The organism is Polaribacter sp. NJDZ03, from assembly GCF_019263805.1.
Taxonomy (GTDB): domain Bacteria; phylum Bacteroidota; class Bacteroidia; order Flavobacteriales; family Flavobacteriaceae; genus Polaribacter.
The window spans coordinates 87,935-103,222 of the sequence record NZ_CP079195.1; the positions used below are offsets into that span (position 1 = coordinate 87,935).

The 15,288-nt window shown below is 29.8% G+C and carries 10 protein-coding genes; 4 read left to right on the forward strand and 6 right to left on the reverse strand.

Annotated features, from left to right (window positions below; genetic code table 11):
• Positions 1-287 precede the first annotated feature (287 nt).
• The gene (locus KV700_RS00280; protein ID WP_218598672.1) at positions 288-890 is read right to left on the reverse strand and encodes a hypothetical protein; all 603 of its coding nucleotides are present in this window, start codon (positions 888-890) and stop codon (positions 288-290) included.
• 149 nt (positions 891-1,039) lie between these two features.
• On the opposite strand from KV700_RS00280, the gene KV700_RS00285 reads away from it, so the two are divergent.
• Positions 1,040-2,539 (forward strand): hypothetical protein, encoded by a 1,500-nt coding sequence (locus KV700_RS00285; protein WP_218598673.1) that lies wholly within the window; start codon positions 1,040-1,042, stop codon positions 2,537-2,539.
• 10 nt (positions 2,540-2,549) lie between these two features.
• Here KV700_RS00285 and KV700_RS00290 read toward each other — a convergent pair whose 3' ends face one another.
• The 4 genes from KV700_RS00290 to argS form a co-directional block, all read right to left on the reverse strand.
• On the reverse strand, positions 2,550-2,828 hold the full coding sequence (locus tag KV700_RS00290; RefSeq protein ID WP_166387352.1) for a hypothetical protein: 279 nt from the start codon (positions 2,826-2,828) through the stop codon (positions 2,550-2,552).
• A 139-nt stretch (positions 2,829-2,967) separates the two neighbouring features.
• Positions 2,968-3,342 (reverse strand): LysM peptidoglycan-binding domain-containing protein, encoded by a 375-nt coding sequence (locus KV700_RS00295; protein ID WP_205860450.1) that lies wholly within the window; start codon positions 3,340-3,342, stop codon positions 2,968-2,970.
• 189 nt (positions 3,343-3,531) lie between these two features.
• A complete protein-coding gene (gene lpdA / locus KV700_RS00300; RefSeq protein WP_166387354.1) occupies positions 3,532-4,920 on the reverse strand; it encodes a dihydrolipoyl dehydrogenase in 1,389 nt (462 codons plus the stop codon).
• Between the two features lie 166 nt (positions 4,921-5,086).
• The gene (gene argS, locus KV700_RS00305; protein ID WP_218598674.1) at positions 5,087-6,862 is read right to left on the reverse strand and encodes an arginine--tRNA ligase; all 1,776 of its coding nucleotides are present in this window, start codon (positions 6,860-6,862) and stop codon (positions 5,087-5,089) included.
• Positions 6,863-7,306: 444 nt separating this feature from the next.
• Here argS and KV700_RS00310 point away from each other — a divergent pair, with 444 nt between their 5' ends.
• A complete protein-coding gene (locus KV700_RS00310) occupies positions 7,307-7,831 on the forward strand; it encodes a YkgJ family cysteine cluster protein (RefSeq protein WP_166387358.1) in 525 nt (174 codons plus the stop codon).
• Between the two features lie 394 nt (positions 7,832-8,225).
• On the opposite strand, the gene KV700_RS00315 is transcribed toward KV700_RS00310, so the two are convergent.
• Complete coding sequence (locus tag KV700_RS00315; protein ID WP_218598675.1) at positions 8,226-10,331, reverse strand: thioredoxin domain-containing protein; 2,106 nt, start codon at positions 10,329-10,331, stop codon at positions 8,226-8,228.
• A gap of 319 nt (positions 10,332-10,650) precedes the next feature.
• Here KV700_RS00315 and KV700_RS00320 point away from each other — a divergent pair, with 319 nt between their 5' ends.
• Both KV700_RS00320 and bglX read left to right on the forward strand, forming a co-directional pair.
• Complete coding sequence (locus KV700_RS00320) at positions 10,651-12,813, forward strand: glycoside hydrolase family 3 protein (RefSeq protein WP_254712942.1); 2,163 nt, start codon at positions 10,651-10,653, stop codon at positions 12,811-12,813.
• 207 nt (positions 12,814-13,020) lie between these two features.
• On the forward strand, positions 13,021-15,276 hold the full coding sequence (gene bglX / locus KV700_RS00325; protein WP_254712943.1) for a beta-glucosidase BglX: 2,256 nt from the start codon (positions 13,021-13,023) through the stop codon (positions 15,274-15,276).
• The last annotated feature ends 12 nt before the right edge of the window (positions 15,277-15,288 follow it).

Genomic DNA, 15,288 nt, shown 5'->3' on the forward strand with positions numbered 1-15,288 from the left:
AAATGTCATTCCGAATGAGGGACGAAGAGGAATCTAATTATTCAAATAACTTATTCAAAGCTCTCTTAGAATCTCAGCGTAATAATTCACCCCACAATGATCGGTGAAATCCGTGAAATTGGTGTCTTTTTTTATTTTCTCTGAGAAACTCTGTGTCTTCTCTGTGAATCTCGGCGTAATAATTCACCCCACAATGATCGGTGAAATCCGTGAAATTGGTGTCTTTTTTTATTTTCTCTGAGAAACTCTGTGTTTTCCCTGTGATTCTCGGCGTAATAATTAACAAACTAATTAAAAACAACATCATTAATTTTATACTTTTTACAAATAAAATGCAAAAGAGTATAGACCAGCATATGTACAAAAACCAAACAAATAAAAGCATATAAAGGAACTCCTAATATTTGATACGGCCAATAATACGTCCAAACACCTAAATAAATAGTAATTACTTCTCCAAAAGCAGGTAAGATTAAAGCCAATAAAATTGCCAAAAGAATCTTGTTTTTCTGGGTTTGTTCTTTTAACAAAGGAATTAAACTACGTTCTAGTTTATATAAATAATGGAAAGCAAGCATCCAAGCAAAAGGCAACCACAAGGGCAACTCTCTGGTAACTTCATGATATACCCAATAGCCATTTGTAACCCCCCAAGTTTCACCAACAATTCCTCCAAAACCAGTTAGAACCATACCTATTAATAACAACCAATTTTTATTTGTTTTTGGCTGAATAATTTCTTTGTAAAGGTTATGTACAATCTTTAACACTAAAATTACGGCAATTATAGCATCATATTGTTTTAGAACTCCAATAAGAATTCCTGCAATAATTAACTTAGCAAGTGATTTAAGCGCTTCTTTTAAGAATAGTTTTTTGTTAGTAATCAATGTATTATTTCTTTTTGGGCAAAAATAAGGTTCTAAATTGAGTCAACTCTTATTTTTCTATAAAATTGAATGGTATGAGTTCATTCTTTTCTGCATCAGAGTAAGATAAAACAGATGAGTATGTTAATTTTGTTTAAAACCTAACTCACATGAATAGAAAAAAAACGTTTAGAATATTTTTACTAGTTGTATCTATTTTGGCTATTTATAAAATTGTGGATTATTATGTTACAGATAAAGTAGATGCTTATTTAAAAACACAACAAATAAGTTATGATGCTGTATCAGTAAATTTATTACTTGGTAATATTACTTTAAAAAATGTAGCAAGCAAAAAAGACAGTCTTCAATTTACAACTGAAAAATTAGAAATAGAAGGTATTTCATATTATCAATATCTAAAAAATAAGGCAATTTCTATTGGAAGTTTAAAAACGATAAATGCAAAAGTTACTGGAAAAATAACTCGTAATAAAACTAATAAAGAAACTAAAAAAGAGGAGCATTCTAATATTTCTAAAAAAGCTTCTTTAGATTTGAAAATAGCCAATATTGAGTTTAAAAATGTAGCAATTGATATTATTAAGAATGATAATTTTCCTTTAACGGTACAAAACATTTCCTTTAAAGTGAATGATTTTGAGTTAGATGACACTCAAAATAAAACAATTCCTTTTTTATACGATCAAATAGAGGTTTCAATAATGGGTTTTGATACTCAGTATTCTAAAGTTCAAAAAGTAAAATTTTCTAAACTGAATTTTGACAAGAACAATTTAACTTTAGATAGTTTAGAGATTGTACCTTTAAAGCCCAGAGAAAACTATATCTATCATGTTTCTGAAGAAAAAGAACTGATGACCTTTTTAAGTAAAAAAGTTATTATTTCTGATATAAAAATAGAGGAAAAAGAAAAATTTAACTTTACTGCAAACCATATTTTATTTAATGAAGTTTTTTTTAACCTATACTTAGACGGAACAGTTTTAGAACATCCAAATAAAAGAAAAGACTTGTATAGTAAAAGTCTTAGAGATTTGCCTATTAATATTGATATTAAGAGTGTAGATATTAAAAATTCTAAAATTGTTTATGAAGAATACACCATTAAAGGGAACAAACCAGGTATTTTAAAATTTGACGATCTAAATGCTCAAATAAGTAATATAAATAATAATAGCAATAGAGAAAACAATGTAACAGCAGCAAAGATTCAATCTAAATTTATGCAATATTCTCCGTTAGATATTGAGTGGACCTTTGATATTAATAATAAAAACGATAATTTTAGAATTACAGGAAGTTTGTTTGATGTAAATTCAAAAAGCATGAGTTCTTTTTTATTACCAACTATGAATGTAAAAATGGATGGTTATATAGGTAAAATGTATTTCGATTTTGAAGGAAATGATTTTACCTCTAATGGGAAATTAAATTTAGATTTTAAAAAATTTAATATTAAAGTTTTAGATAAAGACAAAAGTAAAAAAAAGCTAATAAGTTGGTTGGCAAATCTATTTATAAAAGATGCTTCTAAAAACGGAATTGTAAAGGTAGAAATTGAAGATGTTGAAAGAGATACCACAAAGTCTTTCTGGAATTTCTTTTGGAAAAATATAGAAAAAGGATTACAGAATTCATTAATTTAAGAACTTAAACTTAAAATTCATTTTTGTATTTTTTATATTTTTTTTCAAGAATATTGAAAGAAACATAATAAGAAAGCAAGAAATAAACACAAAATATGGTAAGGATTTTAGAACCGAATTGTAGGGTTAAAAAACCTTGTTCATTTTCTAGTAATTGAAAAACAATACTAAAAGGAATTGCAAAATAGAGACTTTGTAAAAGTGCGTATTTTAGTCTATTATTTCTTTTTGCTTCCCAAAATTCTATAAAGTTGTCTTTCTTTTTTGTACTAGATTCTTTAGAACTCATATCTTTTATTTATAAGGTATCAAAGATAAATAAAACCTAAGAAAACTACTTTGTTTTTATTTTCTAAAATTATTTTTCTTTTATTGAGCAAAAAAAACAAAAAACCGAAGCAAGGAACTTCGGTTTAAATATGTTTGTCTTATAAATTAGGAATCACTAATTCTTGACCTATCTGAATTGCATCTGGGTTCTTTAAAATATTGGTGTTTGCTTCAAAAATAATATTGTATTTTCTTGAATTACCATAATATTTTTTTGATATTTTACTTAAAGTATCTCCGCTTTTTACGGTATGAGAAGCAAAAATAGACGTATCAGCAACTTCTATATTTGCTTGTATATCTGTAGGGTTGTCACCACCTACTTCTTTTATTTTATCCCAAAGAAGATTTTTTTCATATTGGTTTTTTGTTGTACCACTTACGTGTAAAACACCATTTTCTTCTTTTACATCACCATTTACAATTGCTAATTTTTCTCCTAAATCTAATACACTTTGATATTTTGTTTTCATTTTTATTTTTTAGTTATCGTTAATACTTTAAAGATACAAAAAAACCGAAGCAAGGAGCTTCGGTTTTCGATAAAAGTACTATTTTTTTAGTTTAATTGTCATTTCGAAGAAAGTTTTTTACCTTCTGTAGCAATCTGTAGTTTAAAAAAACAGATTACTTTGCTAAAGCTCATAATAACAACAAATATTTTATAAATGAATCACTTCATCATAAGCATCTGCAACAGCTTCCATAACTGCTTCACTCATAGTTGGGTGAGGGTGAATTGTTTTTAAAACTTCATGCCCCGTAGTTTCTAATTTACGTCCTAAAACTGCTTCTGCAATCATATCTGTAACACCGGCTCCAATCATATGGCAACCTAACCATTCGCCATATTTTGCATCAAAAATTACTTTTACAAAACCTTCAGTTGCTCCAGATGCAGTTGCTTTACCAGATGCAGAAAATGGAAATTTACCTACTTTTAATTCGTAACCAGCTTCTTTCGCTTTTGCTTCAGTCATACCAACAGATGCAATTTCTGGAGTAGCATATGTACAACCAGGAACGTTTCCGTAATCGATTGGTTCTGTATGTAAACCAGCTAATTTTTCTACGCAAGTAATTCCTTCTGCAGAAGCAACGTGTGCCAATGCTTGTCCAGGAACTACATCACCAATAGCATAATAACCAGGTATGTTTGTTTGGTAAAAATCGTTCACTAAAATTTTATCTCTGTCAACAATAATTCCAACATCTTCTAAACCAATGTTTTCAATATTAGATTTAATTCCAACTGCAGATAATAAAATATCAGCAGTTAAAGTTTCTTCACCTTTTTTAGTTTTTACAGTAGCAACAACTCCATCACCAGAAGTATCAACAGATTCTACAGAAGAATTTGTCATTACTTTAATACCTGCTTTTTTAATTGATTTTTCAAATTGCTTAGAAACATCAATATCTTCAACTGGTACTACATTAGGCATAAATTCTACAATAGTAACATCCGTTCCCATAGAATTATAAAAATGAGCAAACTCAACACCAATTGCTCCAGAACCTACAACAATCATAGATTTTGGTTGTGTTGGTAAACTCATTGCTTGTCTATAACCAATTACTTTTTTACCATCTTGTGGCAAGTTAGGTAACTCTCTAGAGCGTGCCCCTGTAGCAATAATAATATTCTCTGCACTATATTCTGTTACTGTACCATCTTCAGCAGTAACATCTACTTTTTTACCAGTTTTAATTTTACCAAAACCGTTAATAATATCAATTTTATTTTTCTTCATTAAAAAAGCAACACCTTTGCTCATTCCATCAGCAACACCACGACTTCTTTTAATTACAGCATTAAAATCCTTATCAATTGCTTCTGCTTTTAAACCATATTGGTCAACATGCTTTAAATAATCATAAACCTGTGCAGATTTTAACAATGCTTTTGTAGGTATACACCCCCAGTTTAAGCAAATTCCACCTAAGCTTTCTTTCTCTACAATGGCAACTTTAAAGCCTAATTGAGAAGCTCTAATACCTGTTACATAACCTCCAGGTCCACTTCCAATAATAATGATGTCGTATTTCATAATTGTATATTTAACTTTTTATTTCTTTATTTAGGGCGTTTTAACGGGCTTTCCGTTATATCTTTTGCTAAAAAAGCAAAAGGATGCCACTTCAATCCCTAACGCTTGCTAATTTACTAACTTTTGTACTTTCTGACAACTGTTTACTGTAACTGCCAACTTTTTTTTACATTCTCTCCGGAACCTGAATTCCTAATAATAAAAAGGCAGATTTAATAGTATCCGCTACTTTTTTAGACAATTGCACTCTAAAAGCTTTTTTATCTAAATCTTGTTCTCCTAAAATATGTACATTCTGATAAAAAGAATTAAACTCCTTTACCAAATCATACGTATAATTTGCAATAATTGCTGGCGAATAATTTTCAGCAGCTTGTTGCACCGTTTCCGGATACAATTCTAATTGCTTTAACAATTCTTTCTCCTTTTCGTGTAATTCAATTTTTACAGGTTGCGAATAATCAAAATCTGCTTTTCTAATAATAGACTGTATTCTAGCATACGTATATTGAATAAAAGGACCTGTATTACCTTGAAAATCTACAGAAGATTTTGGGTCGAACAAAATTCTCTTTTTAGGATCTACTTTTAAAATAAAATATTTTAAAGCACCTAAACCAATAATTTCGTATAAATCGTTTTTCTCTTCATCAGAATAACCGTCTAGTTTTCCTAATTCTTCAGAAATTTCTTTGGCAGTTGTGGTCATTTCATCCATCAAATCATCTGCATCTACAACAGTACCTTCTCTAGATTTCATTTTACCAGAAGGTAAATCTACCATTCCGTAACTTAAATGATGCAATTGTTTTGCCCAATCAAATCCTAATTTCTTTAAGATTAAGAATAGTACTTGAAAATGATAATCTTGTTCGTTACCAACCGTATATACCATACCACCAACATCTGCATAATCTTTTACACGTTGTATAGCAGTACCAATATCTTGCGTCATGTAAACAGCTGTTCCGTCAGAACGTAAAACAATTTTTTCATCTAAACCATCTTCAGTTAAATCGCACCAAACAGAACCGTCTTCTTTTTTATAGAAAACACCTTTTTCTAAGCCTTGTGCAACTACATCTTTACCTAACAAATAGGTGTCACTTTCATAATATAACGTGTCAAAATCTACACCCATACTTTTGTAAGTAACTTCAAAACCTTTGTACACCCAAGAGTTCATTTCTTTCCAAAGAGCTACAACATCTTCATCTCCAGCTTCCCACTTTAATAACATTTGTTGTGCTTCAACAAATAACGGAGCTTCTTTTTTAGCTTGGTCTTCCGTTTTTCCTTCCGCAATTAATTGCGCAATTTCTTTTTTATATTCTTGGTCGAATTTTACGTAGTAATTACCAACTAATTTATCACCTTTTAAACCGGTAGATTCAGGCGTTTCTCCGTTACCATATTTTTCCCAAGCTAACATAGATTTACAAATGTGTATCCCTCTATCGTTAATAATCTGGGTTTTGTAAACTTTTTTACCAGCAGCTTTAATAATTTCTGCAACAGAATAGCCTAATAAATTATTACGAACATGCCCTAAGTGTAAAGGTTTGTTGGTATTAGGTGAAGAATATTCTACCATCATTGCTTTGTCATCCGCGGTTGGCGAAACAAAACCATAAGTAGCATCTGAGTATATAGCATTAAAAAAGTTTGTATAAAAACTATCGTCAATTACTAAGTTTAAAAAACCTTTAACCACGTTGTAATTAGTAATTTCTGAGACGTTTTCTACCAAGTATTTCCCTAAATCTTCACCAATCTGTACAGGATTTCCTTTTTTGTAACGTAATAAAGGGAAAACTACCACTGTAATATCTCCTTCAAATTCTTTTCTAGTTGCTTGAAATTCTACTGTCGGAATTTCTATATTGTATAATGCTAAAAAACCTTCTTTTACTTTGGTTTCTATACTATTTTGAATGCTCATTTGGTATCTAAAATTGAATTGCGAAAATACATATTTTTATTTGTTTTTTAGAACGATTCCCTCTACTTATTCAGACTTTATTAAAGTAGTTTAAAACGGAGACTTTACAGGTTTTTAAAACCTCTAAGATGTGGTATAACTTAAGAAGATAAAATAAGTAGAATTTAATATTTTAACTACTAAAGGATTTCCTGATTTTGTTTTTTAAGTAATAAATTCACTTTATTTGATACAGATTTTAGTTAAGTATCTTTTTTTATACTGATGTTTTTATCCATTAAAAACACCTTTTTGTAATTAAACCGATGGTATTATTCTTAATTGATGGTTTTGTAGAAACATCCTAAAAGGTTTATCTAAAATTGATTTAATTCACCTGTAAAATATTTGTCAATCCTTTTTTTAGAAATCTAATTTTAAACTATTAAATTGTATTTTTGCACAATGGAAAAACGCTTAAAACAACTACCAAAATTAGCAGAAGACGCTAGAAAAGAAAATCTAAAATATTTTACTAATCTTAAGAAAAGAGTCCCTAAAAATTTAGATTATGTTGTGCAAGAATTACATGATGCAGAGTTTAAAAAAACAGATTGTTTAGATTGTGGAAACTGTTGTAAAACAACAAGCCCAATTTTTACGGATAAAGATACAGAACGTATTTCTAAGCATTTAAAAATGAAGGTTGCAGATTTTGAAAAGCAATATTTAGTAAGGGATGAAGATGAATTTATGGTGTTAAAAACGGCGCCTTGTACCTTTTTTGATGAATCGGATAATAGTTGCTTTATTTATGATGTTCGTCCTAAAGCTTGTGCAGAGTACCCACATACAAACCGTAAGAAATTTATTGGTATTACCGACTTAACAGTTGCTAATACGGCTATTTGTCCGGCAGCATATAATATTGTAGAAGCATTAAAAAAACGGATACCTTATGAGTATAATGTAAAAAAGAAAAGAAGTTAGACCGTAATTTGTTAAACTTATCTAAAGATATATTTCAAATAGATTTTGGCACAGAACTTGCTTTTATAAGATAGAAACAAAGTAGTTAATTGTTTTCATTGTGTAAATTATTTGAATTAGTTAATTTATAAAAACCATCTCATTTGAGATGGTTTTTTAGTTTTATAATCATTAGTGTCCGATTAATAATTTTTTTCAGTTTGATAAATCTTATAAAACAAGGGTTTTATGTGTTTTTTTGATGATACCCTTGCTTTTTTAAAGTAAAATTACTGAGAAAAGTTAGACTAATTTTAATTTAAGTTACATCTCTTTGTCAAGGTGTTAGAGTCAAGTCTTAATTCTAAAAGCGAAGCGGTCTTATGTCTTTTATCGGACAATAATGTTTTATAATTTATTTTAGTATCAACGCAATTGCTTTTTTAGTTTCTTTTTGAGGTAGTTTACAAGTGCCTAAATTACAGACATAAATGTACGTTTCATCTTCTACAAACTTATCTTTTAATAGAGGAATGTGCTCGTTTTCATCTGTAGAACCTACAATTATAATATTAGGTATATAATTGTTTTGTAACTCATTTTTAATGTTTTGTGCTTTATTTCCTACAAGGGCAACTTCATAAAAAGGCCTTGTGTAATTGGTCATTAAATTTAACCAATTGCTATACCCAGAAGGACTTTCTAAAACATCATCATGCATATTATGAAGCATTTGTTTTGCTATTTTAGTATAAGTAGAATCATAATAATAAAGACTTAATTTAAACAAACAGTTTGCTAAAATAGAATTAGGAGATGCAATTACATTATCATCTACTTTTACTTTTCTGGATATTAATTTTTGATCTTTATTAGAAGTAAAATAAAACATATTGTTTTCTTTATTAAAATAGTTTTTTAAAGTAACCTCCATTAATTTTTTAGAGGCTGTTAACCATTTTTCATCAAGCGTTACTTCATATAAATTAATAAAAGCATCTATTAAAGTTGCATAATCTTCGGAATAGGCATTAATTGTACTTTTACCATTTTTGTAATTACGATATAAGTTTCCGTCTTTTTGTAATTGATTATTTAAAATAAAATTAGCATTTTTAAGTGCTATTTTTAAATAATCTTCATTTTTAAGCGCTTTATAAGCATCTGTATATCCTTTTATCATTAAGGCATTCCAAGAAGTTAAAACCTTGTCATCTAAATTAGGCTTTACTTTTTGAGCTCTTGCTGTTTTAAGAATTGTTTTCCATTTTTTTATGATTGTAGAAAGCGCATCAGTAGTTATTTTATGCTTTTTTGCAAAAGATTCATTAGAAGAGTTTCTAATTAGAACATATCTGCCTTTTTCCCATAAGCCAAAATCATTTATATTATAGTAGTCTTCAAAAAGAGAATAATCATCAACAATTAAATGTTGTAACTCTTGTTTGGTAAAATAGTAATAAGCACCTTCTTCTAATTTGTTTTCAGTGTTTTTACTATCGGCATCTAAAGAAGAAAAGAATGCTCCATTTTTATCTGTCAATTCTTTATTTACAAAACCTAATGTTTCTTCTATTACTGTCTTATACAACTCTTTTTTATCATTTTGATATGCTTTTGCATACAAGCTAACAAGTTGTGCATTGTCATAAAGCATTTTTTCAAAATGAGGAATATGCCATTTTTTATCCGTAGAATATCTAGAAAAACCACCATTTATTTGATCATAAATTCCACCAAAAGCCATTTTTGTTAAGGTAGTTTCTAACTGTTTTTTTATATTGTTATCCTCAAATTGATAACTGTATCTAAGTAAAAATTCCAAAGAATTTGGCATCGGAAATTTAACATCTATTTTAGAACCACCATAAATAGTATCTAAGTTTTGTTGCCAATTTAAAACGGCATTTTTTACATCGATATCTTTAAACTCGGTTTTGTCTTTTTTTAATGTAATTAATTCAGAATTCTGAATTCCTTCGGTTAGTTTTGTTGCAAAATCGATGGCTTTCTTTGGGTTTTCTTTATACAGTTTAGAAATATTTAATAAGATTTCTTCCCATTGTTCTTTGGGGAAATAAGTACCACCAAAAATGGGTCTTCCATCTGGCAATGCAATACAATTAAGAGGCCAACCGCCACTACCTGTCATTAATTGTACGGCATTCATGTATATGTTATCAATATCTGGTCTTTCTTCTCTATCTACTTTAATACTAATAAAATTAGCATTCATTATTTTGGCAATAGAATCATTTGCAAAACTTTCTTCTTCCATTACATGGCACCAATGACAAGCAGAATAGCCAATAGAAATTACAATTAACTTATTTTCATCTTTGGCAAGTTGTAACGTTTTATCATTCCAAGCTTTCCAATTTACAGGGTTATTTGCGTGTTGTAATAAATAAGGACTCGTCTCATTTGCCAATTCATTTGGGTTTGCTTTTTTTTGTTTTTCATTACAACTAATGCAAAGCACAATGCTCAAAAAAAATAAGGTTTTAAGTAGAAAATTCAATTTTTTATATTTTTATGGGTTGCCTAAAAGATCAATAACACTAATGTAGTATAATCTGCTAACTTACAAAAAGTCTTCTATATAAGATTTAAAACAAAAAATAGAACAAATTGGTAATGAGGATATATAACCTAAGAATTTCAAATAAATTGCAACAAATGTTTTACCTTTAGTTGAAAAAGTTTCACTAAAATATTGCGTTTAAAAGTAGTTTTATCAAAAATAATTAAAAAGCAAACTAAATTAAAAAAACATGAGAATTCCGTTTAAAAAAAATATTCCAGTATTCCTTTTTGTTTTTTGCTTACATATTTCATTGATGAAAGCACAAGAAAAAACACCACAAATTCAATTAGAAAAAAACCAAGTTTCTACTGCATTTATAGAAGCCAAAATAGACAGTATTCTTGCTGTTTTAACATTAGAAGAAAAAGTAGCAATGACACATGCGCAATCTAAATTTAGTACAAAAGGAGTTGCTCGGTTAGGTATTCCAGAAGTTTGGATGTCTGATGGACCTCATGGGGTTAGAGAAGAAATTAGTTGGGATGCTTGGGAAAATGCAAGCTGGACTAACGATGCTATTACTGCTTTTCCTGCGCTTACATGTTTAGCAGCAAGTTTTAATCCAGAATTGGCAGCAAAATATGGTTTCAGTTTAGGTGAAGAAGCAAAATATAGAGAAAAAGATGTGCTTCTTGGTCCTGGTGTAAATATCTATAGAACACCAATGAATGGTAGAAATTTTGAGTATTTAGGCGAAGATCCTTTTTTAGCTTCTACAATGGTGGTGCCGTATATTAAAGGAGTTCAAGAAAATGGTATTGCTGCTTGTGTAAAACACTTTGCTTTAAATAACCAAGAACATTTAAGAGATAAAATTAATGTAGAAGTAAGTGATAGAGCATTGCATGAAATTTATTTGCCTGCATTTAAAGCGGCTGTGCAAAAAGGAAATGTTTGGGCTTTAATGGGCGCTTATAATAAATTTAGAGGTCAGTATGCAACTCATAATAAAATTCTACATAAAATTTTAAAATCAGATTGGGGTTTTGATGGCGTTGTTATTAGCGATTGGAGTTCTGTGCACTCTACCGAAGAAGCAGCTTTGTATGGTGTAGATATGGAAATGGGTACAGGAACGGATGGTTTAGGAACCACAACAATGAACCATTATGAACATTATTATTTAGCAAATCCGTTTTTAAATGCGATAAAAAAAGGAGAATTAAGTGAAGATTTATTAAACGATAAAGTACGTAGAATTTTACGCTTAATGTATCGTACAAATTTAAACCCAAATAGAGCTTTAGGGAAGTTGAACACAAATAAGCATTTAGAAGTTGCAAGAAAAGTAGCTACAGAAGGAATTGTTTTATTAAAAAATGAAGATAATTTTTTTCCTATTCAGGATAAAAAAGGAATTACAATTGCTGTAATTGGAGAAAATGCTACAAGAGATATGACCCAAGGTGGAGGGTCATCTCAATTAAAACCTCTTTTTGAAATTTCTCCTTTACAAGGGATCAAAGAAAGATACAAAAATGCTACGATTGTTCATACAATGGGCTATGAGTCTGGTGCTTCTGTTTATGATGAAATCTTACCAGCTAATTTAAACCAAGATTCTTTGTATGTAAAAGCAATTGAGGTTGCAAAAAAAGCAGACATTGTTCTTTTTGTGGGAGGTTTAAATAAAAGTCATCATCAAGATAGTGAAGGAGATGATAGAGAAGTTTTTGATTTACCTTATGGACAAGAAAAATTAATAAACGGAATTAATGAAGTTAATGAAAACTTAGGTTTTTTATTGGTTACAGGAAATGCTGTAAAAATGCCTTGGATATCTAAAACAAAAGGAATTTTACAAACCTGGTATATAGGTAGTATGGCTGGTCATGCAATAGCCGATATTGTTAGTGGAGATGTAAACCCTTCTGGGAAATTGCCTTTTTCTTTTCCGAAGGAATTAAATGACAATGCAGCACATGCTTTTGGACAAATTTCGTATCCAGGAGACGGAGTTAATCAAAATTATAGCGAAGGTATTTTAGTTGGATATAGATGGTTTGATACCCGAAAAATAAAACCTCAATATGCTTTCGGATTTGGTTTATCTTATACTGATCTTAAGATTTCTGATGTGAAAATAGATCAAAAAAAATATGCTAAGAATGATCAAATAAAAATAACTTTTGAGGTTGCAAACACCGGAGATAGAGCAGGAGCAGAAGTTGTACAAGTATATGTTGGTAAACATAAATCTAAAGTAGAAAGAGCTTTAAAAGAATTAAAAGGATTTTCGAAAATATATTTAGAAAAAGGAGCTAATAAAACGGGTACAATTACTATTGATGCATCCACATTAGCCTATTACAATCCAGAAATTTCAGACTGGACTGTAGAAGAAGGAACTTATTATTTATACGTTGGTAACGCATCTAATAATATTGTAAAAAAGATAAAATTTGATTTGTTTTAATTTGAGTTGATTAAAGTGAAAAAGCAGTATGAATTTATTTTTGTACTGCTTTTTTTGAATAAAAAAATGAATTATTCTTTATATAATTACTACAAGTGTAGATATAATTAAAGATAAAGTAAAAAAGTAGTCTTTGTGATTTTTAGGAATTAAAGATGCAATAAATACTTTTTTGATAGAAAATAAACCAACAAAATGAATAATATTATGAAAAAAACATTCCTTCTATTACTATTATTGGTAACAATTATAAGTTGTAAAGAAAATAAGGAGGCTTCTTTTACAGGAGACACAACGCATGAAGCAAAGATTGAAGCTTTACTCTCTAAAATGTCTTTAGAAGAAAAAATAGGGCAAACCAATTTAAGAGGTATGCACAGTACAGAAAGTGGACTTCCAGAAAAATTAATAGCATCTGTTAAAAAAGGAGAAGTTGGTGCTTTTTTAAACATTATGAATTTAGACTATGTAGATGAACTACAAAGAATCGCGGTTGAAGAGAGTCCAAACGGAATTCCATTAATTTTTGGTAGAGACGTAATTCATGGTTTTAAAACTATTTTTCCAATTCCATTGGGATTAGCTGCTACTTGGAATACTCAAATAGTAGAAAAATCTTCTGAAATAGCTGCTTTTGAAGCTACCTCATCAGGCATACGATGGACGTTTGCCCCAATGTTAGACATTGCGAGAGATAGCCGGTGGGGAAGAATTGCAGAATCTCCAGGAGAAGATCCTTATTTAGCCACCGTTTTAGGTGCTGCTTATATTAAAGGTTTTCAAGGAGATGATTTAAGCAATCCTTACAGAATGGCGGCTTCTGCAAAACATTATATTGCCTATGGTGCTGCCATTGGAGGTAGAGATTACAACACTGTTAATTTAAGTGAACCTCTTTTAAGAAACATTTATTTACCACCATTTAAAGCAGCTATAGATGCTGGTGCTGCAACTGTAATGAGTTCTTTTAATGAAATAAACGGAATTCCAGCAACAGGAAATGAATTTTTATTAAAAGATGTTTTAAGAGGCGAATTAAAATTTGATGGCTTTGTGGTAAGTGATTGGGATTCGGTTACAGAAATGATTGCTCATGGTTTTGCAAGTGACGAAAAGCATGCTGCAGAATTAGCTGCTAAAGCAGGGTTAGATATGGAAATGAATAGTGAAGCTTATGAAAACCATTTAAAAGAATTGATTAAAGAAGAAAAGGTAACTATAGAAGAATTGGATGAATTTGTACGTAATATTCTAAGAATTAAATTTAGGCTTGGTCTTTTTGAAAATCCGCAAAGAAACAAAGAACATACTGGTAATTTGTATGCAGAAAGCCATTTAGAAGAAGCTAAAAAAGCAGCGATTGAAAGTACTGTTTTATTGAAAAATAAAAATTCGATCTTACCTATTTCAGAGAAAACAAAGGTTGCCATTATTGGTCCTTTGGCAAATGCGCCACACGAACAATTAGGTACGTGGTCTTTTGATGGTGAAAAAGAGCATACCAATACACCTTTAGACGCGTACAAAAAAACGAATACAAATTTTACATTTGCAAAAGGATTGGATTATAGTAGAGATACTTCTAAAAAAGGATTTCAGGAAGCAATAAATATTGCTAAAAAATCTGATGTTATTTTATTTTTTGGAGGAGAAGAAGCAATTTTATCAGGGGAAGCACATAGTAGAGCAAACATCAATTTACCAGGAGCCCAAGAAGAATTATTGAATGAATTGGCTAAAATAGGAAAACCAATTGTTTTAGTAATTATGGCAGGTAGACCCATTACCATTACAAATATTATAGATAATATAGACGCAGTTTTAATGGCATGGCATCCAGGAACTATGGGAGGTGAAGCTTTGTATGAAGTACTAAACGGCATAAAATCTCCAGAAGGAAGATTGCCTGTTTCTTGGCCCAAAACAGCGGGTCAATTACCGTATTTCTACAATCATAAAAATACAGGTAGACCAGCAGATAGTACAAACTATGTTCCTATGGATGAAATTCCGGTTGCTGCATGGCAAAGTTCTTTAGGGAATAAGTCTCATTATTTAGATGTTGGATTTACGCCTCATTTTCCTTTTGGTTATGGTTTATCTTATACAACCTTTAAGTATACAGATATTTCTATATCTAAAGAGATCATTAATTTTAATGAAGATTTAGAGATTAAGGTATCTATTACAAATACAGGTAAAAATGACGGTAAAGAAATTGCACAACTCTATATACAAGATGTTGTTGGTAGCATTACCAGACCTGTTAAAGAGTTAAAAAGGTTCGAGCATGTATTCTTAAAAAGTGGAGAAACAAAAGAAGTTACTTTTAAAATTTCGGCTAAAGATTTAGAGTTTGTCAATCATAAAATGATAAAAGCAGCAGAAGAAGGAGTGTTTAATATTTGGGTTGGACCAAATGCATCAGAAGGTTTAAAAACATCATTTTCTCTTAAAAAGTAATTTAGGAAAGTG